Raw genomic sequence first — 23,975 nt, forward strand, 5'->3', positions numbered from 1 at the left:
TGAGGGGGAGTTTCCGCGCGTCCAACTCTCACCTTTTTGTGCCGAGAGAGCCCCTCATCCCCGACCCTCTCCCCGTAAGAACGGGGAGAGGGAGAAGAAGCATCGAGCCCCCCATGCGCATCGCCCTTATCCACGCCCTCAAGCATTCCATCGCCCCGATCGAGGCAGCGTTTGCGCAGGCGTGGCCCGAGGCGCGGCTGATGAACCTGCTTGACGACAGTCTCTCGGCGGATCTCGCCCGCGACGGGCAACTCAACAATGCCATGACGGAACGGTTCCTCGCGCTCGGCGACTATGCAGCGGCGACGGGAGCGGATGGAATCCTGTTCACCTGCTCCGCCTTCGGCCCGTGCATCGAGGCCGTCGCGCGCGCGCATGCGCCGATGCCGGTGCTGAAGCCGAACGAGGCCATGATCGAGAGGGCGGTGACCATCGGCCGGCGCATCGGCCTGCTCTCGACCTTTCAGCCGACGCTGGCGTCGATGCCGCCCGAGTTTCCCGCCTCCGTCGAGGTGGTGCCGAAGCTCGCCGACGGCGCGCTGGCCGCGCTCGACCGCGGCGACCGCGCCACGCATGACCGGCTGATCGCGGAGGCCTCACGGAGCTTGCGCGATTGCGACGTCATCGCGCTGGCGCAATTCAGCATCGCCGCGACGGCGCCGCTGGTCGCGGAGGCCACCGGCCGCCCCGTCGTGACCACGCCGGACAGCGCGGTCGAAAAGCTGATGAAGCTGCTGAAGGCGAAGGCCTAAAGCGCGATGCGATTAGGATGGATCGTCATCGCGCTTTAGGTTATTGTTTGAGCATGATCTTTTCGGAAAACCGCCATGCACTTTTCCGGATCATGCTCTAAGCGCCGGCCTTGGTCCGACGTCGCGCATCCTTGATCGCGACCGCAAGCGCAGCCTTCGTCTCGTTGACGAAATCCTCGACCAGCTCCTCGCGCGTGGCATGCGCCGCCTCGCCCGTGAACAGGCCCTGCTCGGCCAGCATCACCACGCCGTGCAGCGCCGCCCAGATCTTGAGCGCCTGCCGTTCGCGCAAATAGCCCACGGCGGGCGCTTCCAGAGCTTCGATGACGAGCGCAAAGGTCTCCCGCGTTGCCTCGTGCAGCTCGCTGCCCTTGGCCGCGCAGGACACCGTGCGCGAGGCGAACATCAGGCGGTAGATGCCATTCCGGCGCAAGCCGAAATCGAGCGTCGCCTGTGCGAGCCGCGAGAGCTTCGATTGCTGCGACGGCTTTGCCATCGCATCACGCAAGAGCGCCGAGAGCTGCCGGAATGCTTGCGCGGTGACGGCGGCGAGCAGCGCCTCGCGGTCGGCAAAATGCCGGTATGGCGCCGGCTGCGAGACCCCGAGCTTCTTGGCAAGCGCCTTGATGCTGATCGCCTCCGCGCCGCCCCGCTCCGCCTCTTGCAGCGCGGCCTCGATCAGCGCATCGCGAAGATCGCCATGGTGGTAGGTCTTCGCGGGCTTGCGGGCTGGTCGTGAACGCATGTCGGGGCGAAGCCTACAAGTTCCCGCTTGACAAGGGAAGCCCGCCGCGAATGTAATAGTATATAACTTAAATAGAACCGAGATGAGGAAACGCGCCGCCTTCGGGCCCTCGCGCGCACACGACCAAGGAAGCCGAGCATGGCAGAGCGACTGAAGGTTCACGTCGATCCCGACAAATGCCAGGGCCATGCCCGCTGCAAGGCGCTCGCGCCGGAGCTTTTCGAGCTCGACGAATACGGCAACGCGCACGAAGCTGGTGACGGCACCGTCCCTCCGGGACTTGAGGACAAGGCCTGGCTTGCGAAATCCAACTGCCCGGAAATCGCAATCGATGTGATCGAGGAATAGTGCGGCCGTTGCCGCCCCGCTGCGTTCAGCGAATACGAGCCAAGGGATTCCCTGCCATGTCCGACGTCGACCAGCCTGTCGCCCATCCGCCCGTCACCGACTGGGTTCATGATTTCGACCACACCGATCCGCAATGGACCGAGGACCCGTTCCCGATCTGGGACGAGCTGCGAGCCGTAAGCCCCGTGGTGCACACGAAACGCTTCCTCGGCTGCTATTTGCCGACGACCTATGAGGCCGTGCGCGAGATCGCCAACGACACCGAGCACTTCTCCTCCCGCCGCATCATCGTCCGCGACGTACGGCCGGAAATCACCAGCAGGAACGCAGCCCCGCCGATCACCTCCGATCCGCCCGAGCACAAGCCGGCCAAGCAATTGCTGCTGCCGCCGTTCACCCCGGACGCGATGAAGAAGCTCGAGCCGCGCGTCCGCGCCATCTGCAACGAGCTGATCGACGACTTCATCGCCGAGCAGAGGGTGGACGCTGCGGCGCGCTACACCAAGCACATCCCGGTTCGGGCGATCGCGCACATGCTCGGAATTCCCGAGAGCGACAGCGACCTTTTCATCAATTGGATCCACATGATCCTCGAGCTCGGCATCAAGGACGAGAGCAAGCTGCTCCAGGCCGTGCAGGAGATGACGGCCTATTTCGGCGGCCACATCGAAGCGCGCAAGAGCAAGCCCACCGACGACCTGATCTCCTACCTGATGAACGCCAGGGACAAGAACGGCAATCCGCTCGAGGACACCCATGTGATGGGCTCGCTGCGCCTGCTGCTGATCGCCGGCATCGACACCACCTGGAGCGCGATCGGCTCCTCGCTCTGGCATCTTGCGAAGACGCCGGCCGACCGCGAGCGGCTAATCGCCGAGCCCGGACTGATTCCAACCGCCGTGGAGGAGCTGCTGCGCGCCTATTCGCCGGTGACGATGGCGCGCGAGGTGGTCAAGGAGACCACGGTGTCCGGCTGTCCGGTCAAGCCGGGCAACATGGTGCTGCTGTCGTTCCCGGCAGCCAACCGCGACCCCACGATGTTTCCGGACGCTGACAAAGTCGTGATCGACCGGCGCGAGAATCGTCACGCGGCCTTCGGCCTCGGCATCCACCGCTGCGTCGGTTCCAACCTCGCGCGCATGGAAATGCAGGTGGCGCTGGAGGAATGGCTGAAGCGGATTCCCGACTTCCGGCTCGATCCGGCAGGCACTGTGACTTGGTCGCAAGGAACGGTGCGCGGCCCCCGCCAGTTGCCATTTTTGCTCGGAAAGGCGATGTAAGGCCTTCCCAAAGGAAGCGGACAGGCCTTTCATGGCGGGCGCGACACCAAGCACGCCTCTGCCATGCATCGCCACGAGCACAGGCCATGACCGACGAGACGCCATCCGACAGCAAGCTGACGCGCATCAACGAGAAGTGGGCGCGCGAGGGCCGCTTTCTCACCGGCAAGATGACACGCCCGGAGGATCAAAGGCTTCCGCCCGGGCAGCACCTCACCAAGGACTGGCCGGTACTCGATCTCGGGGTCACGCCGCCGGTCTCGCGCGAGCGCTGGCGGCTCGACGTCTATGGCGCGGTCGAGGCCCCCGTGTTCTGGACCTTTGCTGAATTCGCCGCGCAGAAGCAGTCCCGGTTCACCTCGGACATCCATTGCGTCACGACCTGGTCGCGCTATGACAACGAATGGGAAGGGCTCGCCACGCGTGAGCTGCTGGTGGCCTGCCAGCCGCGCGAGGATGCTCGCTTCGTCGTGCTGCATTCCTATGACGGTTACACCACCAATCTCGCGCTGGAGGATTTTGCCGCCGAGGACGCGCTGCTCGCCCACAGCTGGTCCGGCCAGCCGCTGACGGAGGAGCATGGCGGCCCGGTGCGGCTGGTCGTGCCGCACCTCTATTTCTGGAAGAGCGCGAAATGGCTCCAGGCCATCGAATTCCTGACCGAGGACGCGCCGGGCTTCTGGGAAGTCCGCGGCTATCATAACCGCGGTGATCCCTGGGCCGAGCAGCGCTATTCGGGCGATTAGGTTCGAGCAAGACGGGGGGAAGCCCATGCCGACGGAACGCTTTCAATTCACCGGCGAAGGCGGCCATCAGCTCGCGGCCGCGCTGGAGCTGCCTGACGGCGAGCCCGCGGCTTTCGCGCTGTTCGCGCATTGCTTCACCTGCGGCAAGGACACGCTGGCGGCCAAGCGCATCTCGGTCGCGCTCGCCGCCAAGGGCATCGCGGTGCTGCGCTTCGACTTCACCGGGCTCGGCTCCAGCGGCGGTGATTTCGCCAATTCGACGTTCTCCTCCAACGTTGCCGATCTCGTGCGCGCGGCCGATCATCTGCGCGAGACCCGCAAGGCACCCTCGATCCTGATCGGCCATAGCCTGGGTGGCGCCGCGATCCTCGCCGCTGCCGGACAAATTCCCGAGGCACGAGCGGTGGCCACCATCGCGGCGCCCTCGGATCCCGCCCACGTCACCGGCCTGTTCCGGGAGCATCTCGACAACATCCGCGCGCAGGGCGAGGTCGAAGTCTCGCTCGCGGGACGCCCGTTCCGGATCAAGCGCGAATTCCTCGACGACATCGCCGAGCACGAGCTGATGAAGGACGTCACCGGCCTGCACAAGGCGCTGCTGGTGATGCATTCGCCCCTCGACGACACCGTCGGCATCGACAACGCAACGAAGCTCTTCGTCGCGGCAAGACACCCCAAGAGCTTCGTCTCGCTCGACCATGCCGATCATCTTCTGACCAAGCCTGCCGACGCGCTCTACGCCGCCGACGTAATCGTGGCATGGGCCAGCCGTTACGTCGATGCAGCGACGCCCGCGAAGGCGATGGATCTGCCGGAGGAGCCGCGCAAGGTCGTGGTGCAGGAGACCCGCAAGAGCAAGTTCAACCAGACCATCACCGTCGGCCCGCATCATCTGGTGGCGGACGAGCCCATTGCAGCCGGCGGCGCGGATGCCGGGCCCGGCCCGTACGATTTCCTGCTCGCCGGCTTAGGTGCCTGCACCTCGATGACCATGCGTCTCTATGCCGACCGCAAGTCGCTGCCGCTCGACCGCGTCACGGTCACGCTGAAGCATTCCAAGATCTACGCCAAGGATTGTGCGGAGTGCGAGACCCGCGAGGGCATGCTCGACCAGATCGAGCGCGACATCGCGATCGACGGCGCCCTCGATGCCGAGCAGCGCAAGAAGCTGATGGAGATCGCCGACAAGTGCCCGGTGCACCGGACGCTGACGTCGGAGATCCGGATCGTGACGAAAGCGGTGGAGTAGCGATGCCCCACTAGAAGCACGACGCCATCGTGCGCACGGCCGCGCTGATCTCGTTTTCGCGCCACGCCGCAAAGCCGAGCAGCAGGCCGTGATCGCGCGGCTTGCCGAGCGCCAGGCTGGACAAGGCGCGCGTTTCGACGCCCGCCTCGACCAGCCGCTTCACCGCCGCCCGATCAGTGCGGCCGCGCTCGAGACGGGCGACGAGCTGGATACCGCCGGGGGGCACCTCGACCAAGAGCATGCCACCGAGATGCCGCTGCAGCTCCTCGACAAGATGATCGCGGCGCGCGTGATAGAGCCGGCGCATGCGGCGCAGATGTGCGAGGAAGTGCCCATCGGCGATGAATTCGGCCAGCGCCTCCTGGATGTGGCTGGCGGCGATCAGTCCCATGTGCTGCTGCGCGATCTCCAAGGTGCTGACCAGCGCCGCCGGCGCGACCAGATAGCCGAGCCGGATGTCCGACCTCATCGCCTTCGAGAATGTGCCGACATAGAACACACGGCCATGGGCATCTAACCCCTGCAAGGCCGGCACCGGCCGGCTGTCGTAGTGGAATTCGCCGTCGTAATCGTCCTCGACGATCCAGGTCCTGCCGGGCCGGCTTGCCGCGAGAAACTCGGTTCGACGGGCTAGCGACATCAACCGGCCGGTTGGGTGCTGATGCGACGGCGTCATGAAGATCAGCCTGGGAGCTCCAAGGCCTGGCATTCGCTGCATGCCCTGTTCATCCAGCCTGATGCCGGTCAGGCGCGCGCCGGATGCGTGAAAGGCAGCCGCCGCGCCGGGATAGCCGGGGTCTTCAACCCATACATGATCGCCCGGTGAAATGAGTGTGGCAGCAATCAAGGTCAGCGCGGCCTGCGCGCTCGGCAGGATCATGATCTGCTCCGCCGTGGCGCGGACGTCCCGGTTCGTCGCCAGATAATGCGTCAGCGCCTCCCGCAGGCGCAGCCGGTTGACCGGTCCCAGCTCGCGCCTGCCTGCATGCACGGCACTGCGGCGCAGGCAGCGTGCCCAGACCTCGTTCGGAAACTCCCTGAAATCGCCCAGCCCCGGGCGCAGCGGTTTGAGCTCCCCCCGATAAGACATCGGCCAGTCGGCCTGCTGGAGCTTCGTAGCCCAAGGCGAGAGCCGCAGTTTGCCGACGCATTCGCCCGCTGCGACGGCGCCCCGTTCGATGCGTTCGTGGCCGTCGATCATGACCACGGGACGGCGGCCATGAGACGCTGCGACATATCCCTCGGCCGCGAGCTGCTCGAACGCGTATGTGACGGTGTTGCGCGAGACGCCGAGATCGCTCGCAAGCCGTCGACTCGACGGCAGCACGCGGCCTTTGCCGAGGCGGCCGGTCGCGATCAGGCCTCGCAGCTGGCTCGTCAGTTGCGCCACCAGCCCCTCGCCATCGGTCCGCTTCAGCTCGATCAACGCGGAGATCGTCGTGTCGGATACTGGCACTCTCTTCTTCTCCAATCTGGCACTTTTTCAAATGCCAGTCGGGATGCTATCCGGCGGCTCGGACTGCTTCAAGGACCTGCGACATGAACACCCTGTCACCCCGTGCGGCCATCGGCCTGTTCCTCATCGTGGTGCTGGCCTGGGGCGTGAATTGGTCGGTGACCAAGCAGCTCGTGCAGTTCGTCCCGCCGTTGTGGAGCGCGGCAATCCGGAGTTGGATCGCGCTGGCTGGATTGTTCGTGCTGCTCGGACTGAGCAACAATCTCGTGATCCCGGAGCGACGCGACTTTCCCGTGATCCTGAGCGTGGCGCTGCTGCATATGACGCTGTTCTCGATCCTGGTTGCCAGCGGCCTTCGCTTCCTGCCCGCAAGCAAGGGCATCGTGCTCGGCTACACCACGCCGCTCTGGGTCGCACTCGCCGCGCCCCTTTTCGGCAAGGACACGCTGACGGCGCCGAAGCTCGCCGGCGCTCTGCTCGGGCTGATCGGCCTTGCCGTCATCCTGAATCCATCCTCGATCGACTGGACCAACCCAAACGTGCTGCTCGGCGCCGGCATGGTCATCCTGGCCGCGATCTCTTGGGCTGCGAACATCATCTATATCCGCGCGCATCGCTGGATCGGATCTCCGCTTCAGCTTTTGCTTTGGCAGGTGCTCGTGGCAACGATCGTGCTGTCGGTCGGCGCGACAGCTGTGGATGGCCTCCCGCATGTGGAGTGGTCGTGGAGGCTCGTATTGTTGTTTCTCTATTCGGGCCTGGTCGGAACGGTCCTGGCTTATTGGGCGATGTCGATGGTCAACAAGAGCATCTCAGCCCTGACGACGTCGCTCGGCACCACCGGGACACCGCTGGTCGGCATCGCCAGCGCTGCGATCCTTCTGGGTGAACCCATCGACGCGAGCCTTGCCGTCGCGGCCGCGCTGATCGTCTCCGGCATCGGCCTTGCGACGCTGGGCGATCGGTTGTTGCGCAGTCAGGCCACCGCGAGAGGCTGAACCCGCAGAACCCCGCGCAGGCCCGCCGCGGTGCCGAGCAGGATGCCGGCAGCCGCGACGCACGATCCCAGCGCGAGCGTAGACACGCCGGTGAGCCCCTGCCCGATCGAGCAGCCGAACGCCATCACGCCGCCGATCCCCATCAGCGCGGCACCGGTCCCTGAGCGGAGCATGTGGCGCGGCGAGGAATAGCCTTCGAGCTTGAAGTGGCCAGTTGCGAGTGCCGTCACCAGACTGCCGGCGAAGACGCCGGCCACCGTCGCGATGCCGAAGTTGAGCGTCAGTCCAGTCGAGAGCATGGCATATTGCAGGCTATCGGCGATCGGCGCGACGAACGTAAGGGAGGTCACGGGGACCGGATTGAAGTCGTCGGCACCGAGATAGCCGGTGGCCAGCCAGCCGCCGGCGACGAGGAGGCCCACAATGATGCCCGCTACGACCTGACCGGGCGAGCGACGGAACGCAGGATGCGCAAAAGCGAACAGGCTCAGCGCGACGGTTGTCGCGGCCGCGGCGAGCGCACGTGAAAGCGATTCCGTGAAGCCGAGCGTCGCCAGCAACGACGGCAGCGAATTGGCAGGAGCCGTGGCTTGCGTTGCCTGGACCAGCGCAATGCGCGCCGGTGCGATGAGGCCCTTCAGCGTCATCTGCGCGGCAATCGCGAGCACGATCACGACCACGAAGGAGCGGAGATTGCCGCGGCCGAGCAGCACCAGCGCCCGCAAGCCGCAGCCGTTCGAAAGCACCATGCCGTAGCCGAACAGCAGGCCGCCGAGGAACAGCACCGCCGGCGAAAACGATTGCTGCAGATAGATCGACTTGCCGAGATCGATCGTGCCGCTGCCGGCGAGGAACTGGCTCGCGGCGATCGCAACAGCGATTGCGAGCGCGTAGGTCCGCACCAGCCGCCCGTCGCCCTCAGCCAGTAACCCGCGCATGCTGCTCATCAGGCAGAAACCGCTGAGCAGGCCAACGGCACCGTAGACGAGACCGATGGCCAGGCCGGCGAGGATAACGAGTTGCGTGGATTCCATGGTTACGGCTTCAGGATCACCCGGTCACGTGACGAGCCGGCGACCGCAACATACGCTTCCTTCGCGCGCTCCAGCGGATAGATCGCATTCGCCCTGATCGGAAACGGCTTCAGATGGCCGCTAGCGAAACCCGGCCCGAGGTCGCGCAGCACCGCGCCCGTCGCGGCCGAGGATAGACCCAGCGTGTCGATGCCGACATAAGTGTGCTGGCCCCGATAGAATTCGAGGATGTTGAACTGCACGATGCGGTCGATCGCGGCGATCAGGATTTGGCGGCCGCGAAGCGCGAGCGATTTGTGCGCGGCCTGGAAATAGGGATCGCCGACCGTGTTGAAGACGACGTCGGCGCCCTTGCCGCCGGTCAATTCGTGCACGCGCGCGGCGATTTCGGTGGCGGAGGCGTCGATCACCTCGATGGGCGCGTTGGTGTGGCCTTCATAGGCTTCCGCCCTGCGCACCACGCCGATCACGCGCGCGCCCTGCCAGGTCGCGATCTGCACCGCGGCCTGACCGACCTTGCCATTCACCCCGAAAACCAGAACGGTCTCGCCGCGCTTCGGCACGCCCGCCCTGCGAAAGCCTTCCATCGCGGTCACGAAGGGCACGCCGATGCCGGCGGCCTCCTCCCAGGACACAGTCTTCGGCTTCTCCACGACCGCATCGGCTTCGACCACGAGACGGCTCGCATGAGTGCCGTCACGACGAATGCCGAGGTCCCCGGACGAGCCGAACACTTCGTTCCCAATGGTGGCGGCGGGCCCGTCAATCACCACGCCGGCATAGTCGCGGCCGGGGGTCCGGGGGAACACGGCATAGGGCATCAGCCCGGTCGCAGCCTTGACGTCGGAGGGATTGACCGCGGCAGCCTTCACCTCGATCAGAAGATCGTTCGGCCCGCGCGCAAGCATCTGCCGCTCAATGGTCGGCGCAAGCGCAGCGGCATTTTCAGCTTTGGCGCTGAGGCGCACACAGCGCGCTTCGACGGTTTTGGCATCGGCTGACATGAAAAGACCCGCGATTTCTCGCGGGCCTTGTCGCCTCTGGCGCCGGTCGAGTCAATCCGTCCGGTCAGTCCTTTGGCCGCTTGTCGAAGAGCCGCTTGGCCTTGCCGAGCGAGCGCTCCAGCGTGGCCGGCGCAACTACCTGCACCCTGGAGCTGACGCCGATCGTATTCTTGATGTGGGTCGAAATTCGATCCGCATGGTCAACGAGGCCGCGGCCGTCCCAGCTCTCGGGCCGCGCCTCGGCGATGATGGTGAGCTCGTCCATGCGGCCTTCCCGGGTGAGCTCGAGGATGAAATGGCCGCCGCACCAGTCGGTCGCGAGCAGCACCTCCTCGATCTGGGTCGGGAACAGATTGACGCCGCGCAGGATGATCATGTCGTCCGAGCGCCCGGTCACCTTCTCCATCCGCCGCATGCCCGGCCGTGCCGTTCCCGGCAGCAGCCGCGTCAGGTCGCGGGTTCGATAGCGGATCACCGGAAAGGCTTCCTTGGTGAGCGAGGTGAAGACCAGCTCGCCCTTCTCGCCGTCGGGCAGCACCGCGCCGGTCTCGGGGTCGATCACTTCCGGGTAGAAATGATCCTCCCAGATGTGCAGGCCGTCCTTGGTCTCGATGCATTCCTGAGCGACGCCCGGGCCGATCACCTCGGACAGGCCATAGATGTCGGTCGCGTCCATGTCGAAGGCGTCCTCGATCTCGGCGCGCATCGCGTTGGTCCAGGGTTCCGCGCCGAAGATGCCGATCTTGAGCGAACACTGGCGCGGATCAAGCTTCTGGCGCTTGAACTCGTCGAGGATCGCCAGCATGTAGCTCGGCGTTACCGTGATGATGTCGGGGCGGAAATCGTTGATGAGCTGCACCTGCCGCTCGGTCATGCCGCCGGAGATCGGCACCACGGTGCAGCCGAGCTTCTCGGCGCCGTAGTGCACGCCGAGACCGCCGGTGAAGAGTCCATAGCCATACGCATTGTGGATGATCATGCCGGTGCGGCCGCCGGCGGCCCGGATCGAGCGCGCCATCACCTCGGACCAAGTGTCGATGTCGCGCTGCGTATAGCCGACCACGATCGGCTTTCCGGTCGTGCCGGATGAGGCATGCACCCGCACCAGCTTTTCGCGCGGCACGGCGAACATGTCGAAGGGATAATTGTCGCGCAGGTCCGTCTTCACCGTGAACGGGAATTTGGCGAGATCAGAGAGCTCGCGAAAGTCGGACGGATGCACGCCCGCTTTGTCGAACGCCTTGCGGTAATGCGCGACGTTGTCGTAGGCGTGCTTCAGCGACCACGCCAACCGCTGCTTCTGCAGCGCCATGATCTCGCCGCGCGAGGCGCGCTCATGCGCATCCATCTCGGCGCTATAGGCGTTGCCACCTTCCTTGAGCCTCGTCAGAGCCATCCTCGTTTCCCCACATTGCCTGTTCTTTTTTGTTTGGTTTTATTGATCTTGCGCCGGCAGCCATTTGCCGGGAATGACGCGGGAATGTCCGCGGAATTCCGCGATGACGACCTCGCCCACCGTGACACGCACATCGTAGATGCCGGAGCGGCCGCCGCGCGTGATCTCCCGCGCCTTGGCGATGAGACGATCGCCGAGCTTGCCGGGCTTGATGAAGGTGATCTGGCCCTGCGCCGCCACGACGCGCTCATTGTGCGAGTTGCAGGCGAACGCGAAGGCGGAATCGGCGAGCGTGAAGATGAAGCCGCCATGAGCAATACGCTGGCCGTTGACCATATCAGGCCGCACCGTCATGGCGAGCGTCGCGAAGCCCGGGCCGATCTCGACGATCTCCATACCGAGACCCTTGGAGGCATCGTCCTCAGCCCACATCGCCTCGGCGCAGGCACGGGCAATATCCTCAGGCGACAGGGCGGCTTTGACGTTCACGCGCTTCTCCCGGCCAGACGGTTGCTCATGATGTTGTTCTGGTTGGCTCACTCTGTCAAATATTGCGACGCATTTGCATTGCGGAGCCGCAGAACGCCTGATCAGACATGATCATAATCGACCACGACACGCTCGGTGGACGGCTTGGCCTGGCAGGTGAGAACAAAACCGGCCTCGAGCTCCCACGGTTCCAGCGAATAGTTGATGTCCATCGGCGCCTCGCCTTCGACCAGCTTGGCGCGGCAGGTCGAGCACATCCCGCCCTTGCAGGCGAAGGGCAGATCGACGCCGGCGCGCAGCGCGGCATCGAGGATGGCCTCGTCCTCGGCGACGGGCACGTCGCGGCGCTTGCCGTCGATGATCAGCGAGGCGATCGCCTTCGGCGGCGCGTCGGGCGCAACCGCCTTTTTCGGCCGCGGCTTGCCGCCGAACTCGGAAACGAAGCGCTCGACATGGATGCGCTCGTCGGCGATGCCGAGATCGCGGCAGGTCGCCTCGATCTCCTCGCTCATGCCAAGAGGACCGCAGATGAAGACGTGATCGACGCTGGCCGCCGGCACCAGCGCGCGGAGCAGCACCCTCACCTTGTCGCCGTCGAGCCGGCCATGCAGGATCGGAATGTCCTGCTCCTCGCCGGAGAGCACGTAAAAGATCGAGAGACGATCGATGAAGCGGTCCTTGAGCTCCTCGAGCGCTTCGAGGAACATGATGTTGTCGGTGGTGCGGTTGCCGTAGAACAAAAAGAAGCGGCTGCCCGGCTCGCGCGCGAGCACGCCCTTCACGATCGACAGGATCGGCGTGATGCCGGAGCCGGCGGCGAAGCCGACATGAACGCGCGCACGATCTGTCGGCGGGACCAGACCGAAGCGGCCGGTCGGCGTCATCACGTCGAGCTCGTCGCCGCATTTGAGATCTTCGGCGGCCCAGCTCGAAAATGCGCCGCCATCGACCTTCTTGACGGCGATACGGATCTCGCCGTCGTCAGGGCCGGAGCAGATCGAATAGGAGCGGCGCACCTCTTCGCCGTCGAGCGTGGCGCGCAGCGTCAGATACTGGCCAGGCGTGAAGGCGTAATCGCCGGCGAGTTCGTTGGGGATGGCAAAGGTCATCGAGACGGCGTCCGTGGCCTCGCGGCGGAGGTCCCTGACGGCGAGGCGATGGAAGCGCGGTGCGGCTGCGGACATGGTCAATGGCACTTGAAATAGTCGAAGGGTTCGCGGCAGGCCTTGCAGCGCCAGAGCGCCTTGCAGGAGGTCGAGCCGAATTCGGACAGCAGCTCTGTCTTGTCCGAGCCACATTGCGGGCACGCCACCGTCTGATCGCCGAACAGCGCACGGCGCGAGTTCGAGGCTTGCGGCGGCGCGATGCCGTAGGCGCGCAGCTTCTTGCGTCCGTCCTCGGTCAACCAGTCCGTGGTCCAGGCCGGCGACAGCACGGTTCGTACCTTCGGATGATGGAAACCGGCGCGCTCCAGCGCGATCTCGATTTCGAGCGCGATCATGTTCATCCCCGGACAGCCCGAATAGGTCGGCGTGATCGCAACCTCGACATGATCGCCGTCGAGAACGACGTCGCGCAGCACGCCGAGATCGCCGATGGTCAGCACCGGGATTTCCGGATCGACCACGCTGGCGGCGGCGTCCCAGGCGCGCTGGCGCAGCGCGGCGTCATCGGTCACCATCACCATGTCAGCCCCGGAAAAGTCCGCTGCATCGATTGCAGCTCCGACAGGAGGTGGCCGAGATGCTCGCTGTGACGACCGGAGCGGCCGCCCTGCTGCATCCACTCGTTCTGCGGCAGCGCGAGCGTTGCTTCACGCGTGACGTCCGAGAGCGTCGCCAGCCAGCGCCCGCGCAAGCTTGCGGGATCGACGGCAATGCCGGCATGGATCAGCGCGCGTTCGCCGTCGTCGACGGCAAACATCTCGCCGGTAAAGGCCCAGAGATGATCGATCGCTCCTTGCGTGCGCGCGTGGCTCTCCTCAGTGCCGTCGCCGAGCCGGATAATCCATTCCGAGGCATGGCGCAGATGGTAGGCGCTCTCCTTCTCCGATTTCGCAGCAATCGCCGCCAGCGTCGCATCGCGCGAATTCATCATCGCGCGCCAGTAGAGATCGGCGAAGGCGGAATAGAAGAATTGCCGCACCAGGGTCTGGGCAAAATCGCCGTTGGGTTGCTCGACTAGGAGAAGATTGCGGTACTGCCGCACGTCGCGCAAGTAAGCGAGCTTGTCCTCGTCGTTGTCCCTGCCTTCGACCTTGGCGGCAAAGGTGTAGAGCTCCCGCGCCTGGCCGATCAGGTCGAGCGCGATGTTGGAGAGTGCCATGTCCTCTTCCAGCATCGGCGCATGCCCGCACCATTCCGACAGCCTGTGACCGAGGATCAGCGCATCGTCGGCGCGGCGCAACGCGTAGATCACCAGCGGGGTTTCGGAGACCTGGATGTTGGCGACCACCATCACATGTGCCCCACTTCATCCGGCACCTCGTAGAACGTCGGGTGCCGGTAGATCTTGGATTCCGCCGGCTCGAACATCATGCCCTTCTCGGCGGGATCGCTCGCGGTGATCGCGCTCGAGGGCACGACCCAGATCGACAGGCCCTCGCCGCGCCGGGTGTAGATGTCGCGGGCGGCCTGCAGCGCCATGGTCGCATCGCTCGCATGCAGCGAGCCGACATGCTTGTGTGCGAGCCCGTTGCGGCTGCGAATGAAGACTTCCCACAGCGGCGTGTTCGGCGTGGCCATATCGGCCTCCTATTCGGCAGCCTGGGCGGTCTGACGCTGGGCGCGCTTGGCGGCATAGCTAGCTGCCGCCTCGCGCACCCAGGCGCCCTCCTCGTGCGCCTTGCGGCGCGCGGCCATGCGGTCGCGATTGCACGGGCCGTTGCCGGCCAGCACCTGCTTGAATTCGGTCCAGTCGATCTCGCTGTAGCGCCAGTGGCCGTCGGCGTCCTGAATCATGCCGGGATCGGGAATGGTGAGGCCGAGATATTGCGCCTGCGGCACGGTGGCATCGACGAATTTCTGGCGCAGCTCGTCATTGGAGAAGCGCTTGATCTTCCACTTCGTCGAGGTGTCGCTGTGCTGGCTCGTCGCATCCGGCGGGCCGAACATCATCAGCACCGGCCACCACCAGCGGTTCAGCGCGTCCTGCGCCATCGCCTTCTGCTCCTCCGAGCCGCGGCACAGCGTCACCATGATCTCGTAGCCCTGGCGCTGGTGGAAGGACTCCTCCTTACAGACGCGAATCATTGCGCGCGCATAGGGCCCGTAGGAGCAGCGGCACAGCGGGATCTGGTTCATGATCGCGGCGCCGTCGACCAGCCAGCCGATCGTGCCGATGTCGGCCCAGGTCAGCGTCGGATAATTGAAGATCGAGGAATATTTGGCCTTGCCGGCGAGCATGGCGTCGACCAGCTCCTCGCGCGAGGAGCCGAGCGTCTCGGCGGCGGCATAGAGATAGAGCCCGTGGCCGCATTCATCCTGCACCTTGGCGAGCAGCGCGGCCTTGCGGCGCAAGGTCGGGGCGCGCGTGATCCAGTTGCCTTCTGGTAGCATGCCGACGATTTCAGAATGGGCGTGCTGGGAGATCTGGCGGGTCAGCGTTTTGCGATAGGCCGCCGGCATCCAGTCGTTCGGCTCGATGCGCTCCTCGGCATCGATGCGGGCCTGGAACTGCGCAGCCTTGCCTGCGTCCTCCAGATCGCGATCAGCGGTCTCGGCCGTGTTCAGCGCCTGGGTGTACATGCGCGTCCTCCTGTTTATTAGGAGGGAATATATAACATAATTTAGGCCATGCAAGATATTTCTGTAACATAATAGTCAGGCGCCGAACCTCCGTTCCAGCAGCTTTCGCGCCGCCGGCAACGGCCCTTTTTCGTTGGTTCCATGGCTGTCGAGCCATTGTTCGGACGGGGCGAGCAGCGCGCGGTAGATTGCGCCGCAGAGTTCGCGGGCGGCCCTGCCCGGCCAATCCGGCGGCAGCAGGGTCTCGGGCAGCAATGGATCGCGCAGCACGACGCGGCGGTAATGGTGGATCAAGAGGATCCGCGCGGTGAAGGCGTCGGCCTCGGACAGATCCGTGCCGCGCGCGATCGCGGCGCGCAGCGGCTCGAACGTCTTCATGAATTTCAGATAGGCATCGGCGGTCCGATCGAGCGGCCAGCTCGCGCTGAGCAGACGGCGGCCGCTGTCGTCTTCCGCCGAGACTTCGAGGCGGATCGCGCCCGCGGCCTCATCCGGCACCGGAACGCCCGATGGCGCGACCCACACGCCGGGCAGCGGGCTGCCGAAGCCGGCATTGCGGAGCGCTTCGCGCGAAGCGTCGCGATCCTCGCCATTGCCGATCAGCAGCAGCTCGAAGCGCCCGGTCCAGTCGGACGGCGGCGGATCGTAGATGTGGCGCGTCGCGGCCTCGAAGGTCTGGCGGCCCTTGTCGGCCAGGCGATAGAAACTGTTGCGGCCGACCTTCTCGCGCGTCAGCCAGCCGTCGGCGGCAAGCCGCGACATTGCGGTGCGCACCACGCCGCTGTCGATGTCGAGGCTTTCGAAGAATTCCAGAAGCGTGCCGAGCCACACCGAGCCACCACGCGGCACGATGGCATCACCAAACACTGTGATGACGATGGAGCCGGTGCGCGAGGGCTCGCGCTTGAGCTGGTCGATGATACGAGAGAGCGGATGCGCCATGCGGCAGCCTTAGCGCGTTTGGTGCAGGCGCGACAGTGGAGCGGGACGACGGCTCTTCTCCTTCTCCCCGCTATCGCATCTCCGATGCAATCCGACCTCGCCCAGCTTGCAGGGAGAGGTGAAGAGGAGCGCTACCGATGCGGATCGGGATACACCACGCTGCGCCAGCCGCTGCGATCGAACGGGCGCCACTGGCCTTCCTTCTGCGCGAGGCGATCGGCTACGGCATAGACGGCGGCCGGATGATGACCCATGCCGCAATGGCTGCTCTCGACCTCGATGCTCTCGGTCTGTGCGCCCGACTTCTCCATGCAGCCCTGCCAGGCACAGACGCCGTCGGTGCGGCTGAAGATGGCGGTGGTCGGCACCGGCGGCGGAGCGGCAAGCTCGCCGCCGAAACGCGGATCAACCTCGTCGGCCTTGCGGCCGCTCGCCCATTCATAGACGCGCCAGGCGTTGGTTGAGCGTGGATCGCCGGCAAAGGGGCTACCAAGCGTAATCACCTGGCGCACGCTGTCAGGCACCATCTTGGCAAGCTGGCGCGCATAGATGCCACCGAGGCTCCAACCGACCAAGCTGATCTTGCGGCCGTGGGTGTCGTTGAGCTCTCGGATCTGATCGAGCATCGCATCCTGCACGCCGGGCCGCAGGCCGTAGTTGCGGCCTTGGCGCCAACCAGCCACTGCATAGCCCTTGCTGCTCAGAAACGTGCGCAGCGCGCCAGTGGAGGTGTCGGAGGCCACGAGGCCTGGCAGCACCAGCACCGGATGCCCATCACCGCGCGGCGCAAGGCTCAACAGCGGCAGCGCGCCGAGGAATGCGCCGAACTCGTGGATCGCGCGCCCCTCCAGAAACATCAAGGTGCGGGACGGCGGGCGCAGCGTCTGGGCAGTTGCGGTCATCAATATTTCCCCTGGGAAGAATTCCTGGAAAGGCCGCCGGCAGCGAGACCGGCAAATCGGCATGAATTCCAATGCACCGGCTTCTTGATCGTTCCGCAGCGCAACATGAATCAGCTAGGCGGCCGGTTCCCGACATTCAAGCGGGAGAGACGCGGGGCGACAATAGGTCCGCGCGTTAATGCTAACGGCCGTGACGCAAAAGTCACAACAATCGGAGCAGGAATTCTACGGTGTAGAGCGCGAGCCCGGCGAGCCCGCCGATCAACGAGCCGTTGAAGCGGATGTATTGCAGGTCGCGGCCGATGTTGATTTCGATCAGCGAAATCAGCTGCGTCATATTCCACGCCTTGACCTGATCGGAGATGAAGGTGGAGACGCCGCTCTTCTGGTCCGCGACGAAGCTGCGCAGCACGGTCACGAGACCCTTGTTGATCTCGCCGCGCAGCTCGGCATCGCCGGCGAGCGCCTCGCCAGCCGAGACGAACATCCCGGCGAGATGATGTTGCAGCACCTGCGTCTCGCCGCTCGCGCTGCGCTCGATGAAGGAGCGCGTGTTGGCCCAGACGGTGCGGGCGAGATCGGCAAGCTCCGGCCGCGCCAGGAGATCGCGTTTCAGGCCGTCGATGCGGTCGATATAGGCCTGATCGGTGCCGAGCCTGTCGACGAAGTTCAGCACCATGCGGTCGAACTCGCCGCGGAACGGATGCTTGGGATCGCTGCGCACTTCGTTGAAGAAGGCGGTGGCGGAGGCCACGATCTTGTTCACCAGAAACTTGTCGGCGCGATAGAGCTTGAGCAGGGTCGGCAATTCCGCGCGCACCTTCTCGCGGATCATCGCCATCGTCTCCGTCTGGTTCAAGGTCTCGTGCATCACGCGCAGGAGATCGTCGAACAGGATCTGGTGCCGTCCCTCCGCGACGAAGCCGCGCAGCGTGCCGGCCGCGAGCGGCGCGAGGTCGATCGCCTGGAGCTGCGAGGACATGCGGCGGATGATGAAGGTCATCAGGCCGGAGCTTTCGGTTGCGGATACGGCCTCCGGCAACAGCCGCAGCGCAAAGCGCGCAAGGTCGTCGCTGCGCTTGCGGTCGCGCAACCAGTCGGCGACGAAGGAGCCGAAGTCGATCTCCTTCAGCTTGGCTTCGACTGGACCCGCCTCGAGGAAATGCACCTGGATGAATTCGCCGAGCTTGTCGGCGATGCGGGCCTGGTTGCTCTGGATGATCGCGGTGTGCGGGATCGGCAGGCCGAGCGGCCGCTTGAACAGCGCCACCACGGCATACCAGTCGGCGAGCCCGCCGATGGTCGCGGCCTCGGCGAAGGCGGCAATGAAGCCGAACACGGGATGCACGGGCAGAAGCCATTTCGCGACGACGAACAGTGCCAGCGTCGCGGCCAGCACCAAAGTCGCCAGCGCCTTGACGCGGCGCAGCTCGGCCGCTCGTTCGGCATCGCCGGGGGCGTCGAAGGAAAAGGTGACAGATGAGTCCATGACTGCATCACAGTACTCGTCATTGCGAGCGAAGCGATCCAGAATCGTTCAAAGACTTTGGATTGTTCGTCGCATCAGCGCAAAATTGCTACGCAATTTTGTCGCGAGCTCCTCGCAATGACGGCGGCGCAAAAACAAAGGCCCGCCGAAGCGGGCCTTAAATTCAGTTTGTGCTCAGGCGCCAGATCAGGCGGTCTTGCTGTAGACCTTGGCGAAATTGTCCTGAGCGGACTTCGCACCGTTGGCGGCGAGCTTGCCGAGATAGTCGGCGGTCGCCTTGGCGCGCGAGACGAACACTTCGCCGCGGGAGCGGAGCAGGCTCGACTGGATCTCGACGGCTTCGCTGACCGACTTGGCGGACGCGAGCTTGTCGATGCCCGAGAAGAACGCCTCGGCGTCCTCGTAGATCGCCTGCTGGATGTTGCGGCTGATCTTGCCGGCCTCGGTGATGGACTCGGTCACCGCGTTCTCGACGGCGGCGGTCACGCGCTCGGAGCCAGCGAACACCTCGGCAGCACGGTCCTTGGCAGTGTTGGCAGTCTTCTTGACGAATTCGCGGGCGGCCTCGGGAACTTCCAGGTTCTGGATGTTCTTGAAAGCGTCCTTGAAGCCCTCGAAAGCGGTGTTGGTTTCAGTGGTCATGGGGTTCTCTCCATCCTCAATGGTTTGAGCTATGGGCTCACCCCGTCCGCATTGGCCCGGGGCACGACCTATATGGCACGGTTAATTGTGCATTGCAATATTGATATTGCAGTGCGATATCACGAAATAGTGAACAGCCCTCGCGAGAGGCATCCTGATGCTTCCGTAGCCATGGGGGCACGTGAATGGGTCCGATCCGGACCCAATGTCGGACGCCCCCTGTTTAGTGCTGCACGGCGCCAGGCAGGCCGTAGGCCTCCATCTGAGCCTGGACCTGCGCGATGTTGTGGCCGAGCACGACGATGTCGTGGGTCTTGCCGTCGACGTCCCGCACATGGTCCCGCAGCAGGGCTTCGGCCTTGAAGCCGAGGCTCTCGAACAGGGCGATGGCCGCCTGCTGATCCACCGTCATCTGGACCGAGAGCTTTTCCAGACCCGCCCCGAGCGCGAGGGCAAAGGTCTCCTGCGACAGCGCCTTGCCCACGCCCTTGCCGCGGACCTCGGGCGAAACCACCATGCGGATCTCACCGACATGGGGCGACCAGGAATGGGGATCGCGCACCAGCGTGCCGCAACCAACGACCCTGCCCTCTCTCACCGCCAGCAGGCTCGTGATCGCTCCGCGCTCGATCTCCTTGACCCAGGCCGACAGCACCTTCGGCTCGCTAATGTTGCGCGGCAGGAACAACAAATCGTGGGTCGGCAGGCCCTTGCCGAAGGCCAGCACGGCGGCCTCGTCCGCGGGCGACATCAGGCGGATCTCGATGGCGCCGGCGTCGGTCTTGACGTCGCGCGGATAGGAACGCTGCTCGCTCATGTCGATCTCTTTCCCAGCCAGGAATCCAGTTTCGGCCACAGCCGCTTCACCGCGTTGGCGCCGGCGACGAGCGAGACGTGACCGCCCTTCAGGATCACCTCTTCCTTGTCGGTCGAGCCGATCTTGGCGATCAGGTGCTTGGCGGCCTCGTAGGGCACGATGTGATCATGCTCGGCGACGGCATGCAGGATCGGCACCGTGATGTTCTTGAGCTTGGCCACACGGCCGCCGACCGACATGCTGTCGTTGAACAGCTTGTTGTCCCACATCAGGTCCTTGGTGATGGTGCGGAAATATTCGCCGGCGAGCGGCAGCGTGTCCGTCGCCCAGCGGTCGAACATGCGGTACGACTTCACGAACTCGTCGTTCCAGATGTTTTCCCAGAGCTGGATCTGACTCACCGTGCGCGAGGCCGGGCGCAGCATCTCAAACGAGGACAGGATCATCTCCGGCGGCACGTTGCCGACGCTGTCGACAAGGTGGTCGACGTCGAAATAGCGGCGGTCGGAGAAGTTCGAGAACAGCTTCATCTCCCGGAAGTCGATCGGCGTGGTGAAGCAGATCAGGTTCTTCATCGGCCCGTCCTTGTGGATCGCGCCGTAGAGCAGCGACAGCACGCCGCCAAAGCAATAGCCGATAACGGAGACGTCCTGCTCGCCGGAATCGGCTTGCACGCGGCGGACGCAGTCCGGAATGAAGTCGAGGACATAGTCCTCCATGCGCAGGCTCTTCTCCTCCGGCCTCGGCGCGCTCCAGTCCAGCATGTAGACGTCGTAGCCGCGTTTCAGCAGGAACTCGATGAAACTTTGACCGGGCACGAGATCGAGGATGTAGCCGCGGTTGGTGGTTGCCATCACGATCAGCACCGGCACGCGGTAAATCTCGTCCGACATCGGCCGGTAGTGATACAGGCTCATGGTGCCGCGCGAGTGCAGCACGTCCTTTGGCGTCGAGCCGAGCGAGGGGCCTGAGCTCGAGAAATATTCGACGCCCTTGATGCTGCGCTGAATCGCGCGCTGCACCTCGGACTGGATGCGCTCCGGGATCGACGCAAGATCAAGTCCCGCCGGCGCGTTCATTTTTGGTCTCCGCCTTCGGACGGCGGACGTTTGGTGCGCGGCGGCCGCGGCGCGGCGCCGGGTTGCTGCGCGCCCGAATTGGCCGACATCTGGCTCAGCATCGACTTGATCTCGCCGAGCTGGCCTTCGATCGACTGGAGCCGTTCCGCGATGCCGGTGATCTGCTCGCGGCTCGGCAGGTTCATCGAGAGCAGGTATCGCTCCATGAGATCGCCGAATTGCTTCTGAGCACCTGCAGCAACGCCGCCGGCGCGGTTCATGGCCTGCGAGAATTCGGGCGTCTCCATCGCCTTAGTCGCGAAGGAGTTGAAACCCTTCTCCATTTCGCCAACCATCTTCTGCCACAAGGCGACCGGATCAGTGATCTTGTCGGTCATCAGCGTCCTCCCAATGCGGAGGGCTTTGCACCCTTCTTGTCCCGCCATACCACACCGTTGCGTGGTGCCGGTCAACCGGCAAGCAACTGACGCAACGTCGGAGACGCGGCTTCTTCGTGGAATGAAACCGTGCGATACAGCATCGGTCAGCAGGAGGAACCCGTGACCGCCCATCAACCGTCCCAGACCGTCCGCGCCAACGGCATCGACATCTGCTACGAGATCTTCGGCAACGAAAATGCCGAGCCGCTACTGCTGATCATGGGCCTCGGCGCGCAGATGATCCATTGGGACGATGCGTTCTGCGAGCAGCTCGCCGCACGCGGCTTCCGCGTGATCCGCTTTGACAACCGAGACATCGGCAAGTCGAGCCATCTCACCGGCGGCAAGCGGCTGACGCCGTTCGAGCTGCTGAAGCTGCGCTTCTTGCGCATCCCGGTGGCCGCCACCTACAAGCTGATCGACATGGCCAAGGACACGGTCGGGCTGATGGATGCGCTCGGCATCAAGTCGGCGCATCTCGTCGGGGCGTCCATGGGCGGCATGATCGCGCAGGAGGTGACGCTGTCGTTTCCGCACCGCGTGCGCTCGCTGACCTCGATCATGTCGACGACGGGCAATCCGCGCGTGCCGCCGCCGACGCGCGAGGCCGCCGCGGTGCTGATGGCACCGCCGCCGCGCAGCAAGGAGGAGTTCATCGTCCGCTATGGCCAGACCTGGAAGGTGCTGCGCGCCGGGCATTTCCCGGAAGAGGAAGCGCTCGACCCCGGCCGCGCCGAGCGGGTGTTCGCGCGCGGGCTCAATCCGGCCGGCGTCGGCCGTCAGCTCCGCGCCGTGCTTGCCTCGGGCAGCCGCAAGGAGCGGCTGCACACCGTGAAGGTTCCGACGCTCGTGATTCACGGCACCGTCGATCCGTTGGTCCGCCCCGAAGGCGGCAAGGACACGGCCGCGTCGATCCCGAACGCAAAGCTGCTGATGATCGAGGGGATGGGCCACGCGCTGCCCATGCGCTTCTGGCCGGAAATCATCGACGCGATCGACAAGCACGCGCATGGCGCGGCGGCGCAGGCGGCCTAGGCCGGCCGGTCTCCTCCAGGTGACCATGTGAGCAGCCGGTGCCTGTCTTAACGCGGGTTCCGATGAAGGCTATACAGACCGTCTTAGACGCCAGACAGAGGCTGCGGCCTCTCGGAGCTCACATGCACTTCATCATTCGATCGGCGGCAATGGCCGCTTCCATTCTCATATTGTCTCTCGCCGGCGGCGCCGCGATGGCGGCCAGCGCGCAGGAAGAAGCCAACCGCCAAACTGTGCTGGCCTTCTATGAGAAGGGCCTCAATCAGAAGGACGCCGACGCCGCCCTCGCCTATGTCGGCAACCGTTACGTCCAGCACAATCCAACCGCTCCCGACGGGCCGGAGGGCTTCCGAAAGTTCATCAGCTTCCTGCGCGAGAAGTTTCCGAACTCGCGCAGCGAGATCAAGCGCAGCTTCGCGGAGGGCGACTTCGTCATCCTGCACGTCCACTCCGTTCGCGAGCCCGGCACCAGGGGCCGCGCGATCGTCGACATCTTCAAGCTGGAGAACGGCAAGATCGTCGAGCATTGGGACGTCATTCAGGAGATTCCTGAAAACCCGGCGAACGGCAACACGATGTTCTAGCCTCGAGGCGCGCCTAGCCTTTCCGCGCGATCCAGATCACGTGGCGCGCGCCGCCGCCTCTGCCGGTGGCGCGAACGTTGACTTCGTTGACGTCGAAGCCGGCGCGCTTGAGGCGCCCTGTGAACGGCGGATTGGGTCCCGACGACCAGACGGCCAGCACGCCTCCCGCCCGCAGCGCCGTCTTCGCAACCTGCAGCCCGCTCGCATCGTAGAGCGCGTCATTGCCCTTCCGGGTCAGCCCTTCGGGCCCGTTGTCGACGTCGAGCAGGATGGCGTCGAAGGCCGAACGCTTCGCCCGGATGATTTCACCGACATCGATCTCGCGAATGCTCACCCTGGCATCATCGAGGCTATCGCCGAAGACCTCGGCCATCGGGCCTCGCGCCCAGGCGACGACCGACGGCACCAACTCGGAGACCACGATCTTCGCCTGGGCTCCGAGCACGGCCAGCGCCGCGCGTAGCGTAAAACCCATGCCGAGACCGCCGATGAGAACGACGGGCTTTGCGACTTTCTCGATCTGCTTCGCGGCAAGGGTTGCCAGCGCCGCTTCCGACCCCGACAGGCGGCTGTTCATCAGCTCGTTGGTGCCGAGCTTGATGGAGAACTCCTTGCCCCGCCGCATCAGGCGGAGCTCCTCGTCGGAACCGGGGATCTTGGCGGTGTCGATCTTTTCCCAGGGAATCATGGGAATGCTTTAGCACGAACAGGATTGTAGGGTGGGTTAGCCGAAGGCGAAACCCACCGCTCGGACAGAATTGGTGGGTTACGCCTAGCGGTTTGCGCTTCGCGCAATCCGCGGGGCTAACCCACCCTACGATCT

General features: G+C 64.9%; 27 protein-coding genes. 8 read left to right on the top strand and 19 right to left on the bottom strand.

What is annotated here, in order from left to right; all coding sequences use genetic code 11:
- The first annotated feature begins 113 nt into the window (after window positions 1-113).
- Window positions 114-752 carry an aspartate/glutamate racemase family protein gene (locus XF30_RS28230; protein ID WP_109144491.1) on the top strand — a complete coding sequence of 213 codons (639 nt, stop codon included), beginning with the start codon at window positions 114-116 and terminating at the stop codon, window positions 750-752.
- Window positions 753-849: 97 nt separating this feature from the next.
- On the opposite strand, the gene XF30_RS28235 is transcribed toward XF30_RS28230, so the two are convergent.
- Entirely contained in the window at window positions 850-1,497 is a 648-nt protein-coding gene (locus XF30_RS28235; protein ID WP_036025733.1) for a TetR/AcrR family transcriptional regulator, read from the bottom strand.
- Between the two features lie 138 nt (window positions 1,498-1,635).
- Here XF30_RS28235 and XF30_RS28240 point away from each other — a divergent pair, with 138 nt between their 5' ends.
- The 4 genes from XF30_RS28240 (at window position 1,636) to XF30_RS28255 (ending at window position 5,120) form a co-directional block, all read left to right on the top strand.
- Window positions 1,636-1,845 carry a ferredoxin gene (locus XF30_RS28240; protein ID WP_018648108.1) on the top strand — a complete coding sequence of 70 codons (210 nt, stop codon included), beginning with the start codon at window positions 1,636-1,638 and terminating at the stop codon, window positions 1,843-1,845.
- A 56-nt stretch (window positions 1,846-1,901) separates the two neighbouring features.
- A complete protein-coding gene (locus XF30_RS28245; RefSeq protein ID WP_036025735.1) occupies window positions 1,902-3,125 on the top strand; it encodes a cytochrome P450 in 1,224 nt (407 codons plus the stop codon).
- Between the two features lie 86 nt (window positions 3,126-3,211).
- Complete coding sequence (locus tag XF30_RS28250; RefSeq protein WP_109144492.1) at window positions 3,212-3,871, top strand: sulfite oxidase-like oxidoreductase; 660 nt, start codon at window positions 3,212-3,214, stop codon at window positions 3,869-3,871.
- A gap of 25 nt (window positions 3,872-3,896) precedes the next feature.
- On the top strand, window positions 3,897-5,120 hold the full coding sequence (locus XF30_RS28255) for a bifunctional alpha/beta hydrolase/OsmC family protein (protein ID WP_109144493.1): 1,224 nt from the start codon (window positions 3,897-3,899) through the stop codon (window positions 5,118-5,120).
- Between the two features lie 10 nt (window positions 5,121-5,130).
- Here the strand turns inward: XF30_RS28255 and pdxR are convergent, their stop codons facing one another.
- On the bottom strand, window positions 5,131-6,576 hold the full coding sequence (gene pdxR, locus XF30_RS28260; protein ID WP_109145880.1) for a MocR-like pyridoxine biosynthesis transcription factor PdxR: 1,446 nt from the start codon (window positions 6,574-6,576) through the stop codon (window positions 5,131-5,133).
- A gap of 83 nt (window positions 6,577-6,659) precedes the next feature.
- Between pdxR and XF30_RS28265 the strand changes: the two genes are divergently transcribed.
- A complete protein-coding gene (locus XF30_RS28265; RefSeq protein WP_109144494.1) occupies window positions 6,660-7,574 on the top strand; it encodes a DMT family transporter in 915 nt (304 codons plus the stop codon).
- Here XF30_RS28265 and XF30_RS28270 read toward each other — a convergent pair.
- The 16 genes from XF30_RS28270 to XF30_RS28345 form a co-directional block, all read right to left on the bottom strand.
- Complete coding sequence (locus XF30_RS28270) at window positions 7,553-8,608, bottom strand: YeeE/YedE family protein (protein WP_109144495.1); 1,056 nt, start codon at window positions 8,606-8,608, stop codon at window positions 7,553-7,555. The two genes, XF30_RS28265 and XF30_RS28270, sit on opposite strands and share 22 nt — an antisense overlap.
- 2 nt (window positions 8,609-8,610) lie before the next feature.
- Window positions 8,611-9,612 carry a quinone oxidoreductase family protein gene (locus tag XF30_RS28275; protein WP_109144496.1) on the bottom strand — a complete coding sequence of 334 codons (1,002 nt, stop codon included), beginning with the start codon at window positions 9,610-9,612 and terminating at the stop codon, window positions 8,611-8,613.
- Between the two features lie 64 nt (window positions 9,613-9,676).
- A complete protein-coding gene (gene paaK / locus XF30_RS28280; RefSeq protein ID WP_036025742.1) occupies window positions 9,677-11,008 on the bottom strand; it encodes a phenylacetate--CoA ligase PaaK in 1,332 nt (443 codons plus the stop codon).
- 39 nt (window positions 11,009-11,047) lie between these two features.
- Complete coding sequence (gene paaI, locus XF30_RS28285; protein ID WP_109144497.1) at window positions 11,048-11,497, bottom strand: hydroxyphenylacetyl-CoA thioesterase PaaI; 450 nt, start codon at window positions 11,495-11,497, stop codon at window positions 11,048-11,050.
- A 101-nt stretch (window positions 11,498-11,598) separates the two neighbouring features.
- Window positions 11,599-12,681, bottom strand: a complete 1,083-nt coding sequence (paaE, locus tag XF30_RS28290) for a 1,2-phenylacetyl-CoA epoxidase subunit PaaE (protein ID WP_109144498.1) — start codon at window positions 12,679-12,681, stop codon at window positions 11,599-11,601.
- Window positions 12,682-12,683: 2 nt separating this feature from the next.
- Window positions 12,684-13,184 carry a 1,2-phenylacetyl-CoA epoxidase subunit PaaD gene (paaD, locus tag XF30_RS28295; RefSeq protein ID WP_109144499.1) on the bottom strand — a complete coding sequence of 167 codons (501 nt, stop codon included), beginning with the start codon at window positions 13,182-13,184 and terminating at the stop codon, window positions 12,684-12,686.
- Entirely contained in the window at window positions 13,178-13,954 is a 777-nt protein-coding gene (paaC, locus tag XF30_RS28300) for a 1,2-phenylacetyl-CoA epoxidase subunit PaaC (protein WP_192893277.1), read from the bottom strand. The genes paaD and paaC overlap by 7 nt, the downstream gene beginning before the upstream one ends.
- Entirely contained in the window at window positions 13,954-14,241 is a 288-nt protein-coding gene (paaB, locus tag XF30_RS28305) for a 1,2-phenylacetyl-CoA epoxidase subunit PaaB (RefSeq protein WP_109144501.1), read from the bottom strand. The genes paaC and paaB overlap by 1 nt, the downstream gene beginning before the upstream one ends.
- A 9-nt stretch (window positions 14,242-14,250) precedes the next feature.
- Window positions 14,251-15,243: a 1,2-phenylacetyl-CoA epoxidase subunit PaaA gene (gene paaA / locus XF30_RS28310; protein ID WP_036004899.1), complete on the bottom strand. Its 993-nt coding sequence runs from the start codon at window positions 15,241-15,243 to the stop codon at window positions 14,251-14,253.
- A gap of 75 nt (window positions 15,244-15,318) precedes the next feature.
- On the bottom strand, window positions 15,319-16,185 hold the full coding sequence (gene paaX, locus XF30_RS28315; RefSeq protein ID WP_109144502.1) for a phenylacetic acid degradation operon negative regulatory protein PaaX: 867 nt from the start codon (window positions 16,183-16,185) through the stop codon (window positions 15,319-15,321).
- Window positions 16,186-16,316: 131 nt separating this feature from the next.
- Window positions 16,317-17,087: an esterase/lipase family protein gene (locus XF30_RS28320; protein WP_109144503.1), complete on the bottom strand. Its 771-nt coding sequence runs from the start codon at window positions 17,085-17,087 to the stop codon at window positions 16,317-16,319.
- Between the two features lie 202 nt (window positions 17,088-17,289).
- A complete protein-coding gene (locus XF30_RS28325; protein WP_109144504.1) occupies window positions 17,290-18,576 on the bottom strand; it encodes a DUF445 domain-containing protein in 1,287 nt (428 codons plus the stop codon).
- Window positions 18,577-18,762: 186 nt separating this feature from the next.
- On the bottom strand, window positions 18,763-19,218 hold the full coding sequence (locus XF30_RS28330; RefSeq protein ID WP_036004804.1) for a phasin: 456 nt from the start codon (window positions 19,216-19,218) through the stop codon (window positions 18,763-18,765).
- A gap of 223 nt (window positions 19,219-19,441) precedes the next feature.
- Window positions 19,442-20,035, bottom strand: coding sequence for a GNAT family N-acetyltransferase (locus XF30_RS28335; protein WP_036043135.1), 594 nt, complete (start codon window positions 20,033-20,035; stop codon window positions 19,442-19,444).
- The gene (locus XF30_RS28340) at window positions 20,032-21,114 is read right to left on the bottom strand and encodes a PHA/PHB synthase family protein (protein WP_109144505.1); all 1,083 of its coding nucleotides are present in this window, start codon (window positions 21,112-21,114) and stop codon (window positions 20,032-20,034) included. Before XF30_RS28340 ends, XF30_RS28335 begins: the two co-directional genes overlap by 4 nt.
- On the bottom strand, window positions 21,111-21,491 hold the full coding sequence (locus tag XF30_RS28345; RefSeq protein ID WP_036043133.1) for a hypothetical protein: 381 nt from the start codon (window positions 21,489-21,491) through the stop codon (window positions 21,111-21,113). The genes XF30_RS28340 and XF30_RS28345 overlap by 4 nt, the downstream gene beginning before the upstream one ends.
- 162 nt (window positions 21,492-21,653) lie before the next feature.
- Between XF30_RS28345 and XF30_RS28350 the strand changes: the two genes are divergently transcribed.
- Window positions 21,654-22,568, top strand: a complete 915-nt coding sequence (locus XF30_RS28350) for an alpha/beta fold hydrolase (protein WP_109145881.1) — start codon at window positions 21,654-21,656, stop codon at window positions 22,566-22,568.
- 122 nt (window positions 22,569-22,690) lie between these two features.
- Window positions 22,691-23,152, top strand: a complete 462-nt coding sequence (locus XF30_RS28355; RefSeq protein ID WP_109144506.1) for a nuclear transport factor 2 family protein — start codon at window positions 22,691-22,693, stop codon at window positions 23,150-23,152.
- Window positions 23,153-23,165: 13 nt separating this feature from the next.
- Here XF30_RS28355 and XF30_RS28360 read toward each other — a convergent pair whose 3' ends face one another.
- The gene (locus tag XF30_RS28360) at window positions 23,166-23,840 is read right to left on the bottom strand and encodes a polyamine aminopropyltransferase (RefSeq protein ID WP_109144507.1); all 675 of its coding nucleotides are present in this window, start codon (window positions 23,838-23,840) and stop codon (window positions 23,166-23,168) included.
- Between the last annotated feature and the right edge of the window lie 135 nt (window positions 23,841-23,975).

The organism is Bradyrhizobium sp. SUTN9-2, assembly GCF_003122645.1.
Lineage (GTDB): Bacteria > Pseudomonadota > Alphaproteobacteria > Rhizobiales > Xanthobacteraceae > Bradyrhizobium > Bradyrhizobium yuanmingense.

What these genes read in the sequence shown, in the direction of transcription:
- paaK (WP_036025742.1), bottom strand. Translation starts at nt 11,008, where the DNA reads ATGGCTCTGACGAGGCTCAAGGAAGGTGGCAACGCCTATAGCGCCGAG.
- paaD (WP_109144499.1), bottom strand. Translation starts at nt 13,184, where the DNA reads ATGGTGATGGTGACCGATGACGCCGCGCTGCGCCAGCGCGCCTGGGAC.
- paaE (WP_109144498.1), bottom strand. Translation starts at nt 12,681, where the DNA reads ATGTCCGCAGCCGCACCGCGCTTCCATCGCCTCGCCGTCAGGGACCTC.
- XF30_RS28230 (WP_109144491.1), top strand. Translation starts at nt 114, where the DNA reads ATGCGCATCGCCCTTATCCACGCCCTCAAGCATTCCATCGCCCCGATC.
- XF30_RS28320 (WP_109144503.1), bottom strand. Translation starts at nt 17,087, where the DNA reads ATGACCGCAACTGCCCAGACGCTGCGCCCGCCGTCCCGCACCTTGATG.
- XF30_RS28245 (WP_036025735.1), top strand. Translation starts at nt 1,902, where the DNA reads ATGTCCGACGTCGACCAGCCTGTCGCCCATCCGCCCGTCACCGACTGG.
- XF30_RS28360 (WP_109144507.1), bottom strand. Translation starts at nt 23,840, where the DNA reads ATGATTCCCTGGGAAAAGATCGACACCGCCAAGATCCCCGGTTCCGAC.
- paaA (WP_036004899.1), bottom strand. Translation starts at nt 15,243, where the DNA reads ATGTACACCCAGGCGCTGAACACGGCCGAGACCGCTGATCGCGATCTG.
- XF30_RS28270 (WP_109144495.1), bottom strand. Translation starts at nt 8,608, where the DNA reads ATGGAATCCACGCAACTCGTTATCCTCGCCGGCCTGGCCATCGGTCTC.
- paaX (WP_109144502.1), bottom strand. Translation starts at nt 16,185, where the DNA reads ATGGCGCATCCGCTCTCTCGTATCATCGACCAGCTCAAGCGCGAGCCC.
- XF30_RS28275 (WP_109144496.1), bottom strand. Translation starts at nt 9,612, where the DNA reads ATGTCAGCCGATGCCAAAACCGTCGAAGCGCGCTGTGTGCGCCTCAGC.
- XF30_RS28235 (WP_036025733.1), bottom strand. Translation starts at nt 1,497, where the DNA reads ATGCGTTCACGACCAGCCCGCAAGCCCGCGAAGACCTACCACCATGGC.
- XF30_RS28265 (WP_109144494.1), top strand. Translation starts at nt 6,660, where the DNA reads ATGAACACCCTGTCACCCCGTGCGGCCATCGGCCTGTTCCTCATCGTG.
- XF30_RS28335 (WP_036043135.1), bottom strand. Translation starts at nt 20,035, where the DNA reads ATGAGCGAGCAGCGTTCCTATCCGCGCGACGTCAAGACCGACGCCGGC.
- XF30_RS28345 (WP_036043133.1), bottom strand. Translation starts at nt 21,491, where the DNA reads ATGACCGACAAGATCACTGATCCGGTCGCCTTGTGGCAGAAGATGGTT.
- paaB (WP_109144501.1), bottom strand. Translation starts at nt 14,241, where the DNA reads ATGGCCACGCCGAACACGCCGCTGTGGGAAGTCTTCATTCGCAGCCGC.
- XF30_RS28355 (WP_109144506.1), top strand. Translation starts at nt 22,691, where the DNA reads ATGCACTTCATCATTCGATCGGCGGCAATGGCCGCTTCCATTCTCATA.
- XF30_RS28250 (WP_109144492.1), top strand. Translation starts at nt 3,212, where the DNA reads ATGACCGACGAGACGCCATCCGACAGCAAGCTGACGCGCATCAACGAG.
- XF30_RS28240 (WP_018648108.1), top strand. Translation starts at nt 1,636, where the DNA reads ATGGCAGAGCGACTGAAGGTTCACGTCGATCCCGACAAATGCCAGGGC.
- XF30_RS28255 (WP_109144493.1), top strand. Translation starts at nt 3,897, where the DNA reads ATGCCGACGGAACGCTTTCAATTCACCGGCGAAGGCGGCCATCAGCTC.
- XF30_RS28330 (WP_036004804.1), bottom strand. Translation starts at nt 19,218, where the DNA reads ATGACCACTGAAACCAACACCGCTTTCGAGGGCTTCAAGGACGCTTTC.
- XF30_RS28340 (WP_109144505.1), bottom strand. Translation starts at nt 21,114, where the DNA reads ATGAACGCGCCGGCGGGACTTGATCTTGCGTCGATCCCGGAGCGCATC.
- XF30_RS28325 (WP_109144504.1), bottom strand. Translation starts at nt 18,576, where the DNA reads ATGGACTCATCTGTCACCTTTTCCTTCGACGCCCCCGGCGATGCCGAA.
- paaC (WP_192893277.1), bottom strand. Translation starts at nt 13,954, where the DNA reads ATGGTGGTCGCCAACATCCAGGTCTCCGAAACCCCGCTGGTGATCTAC.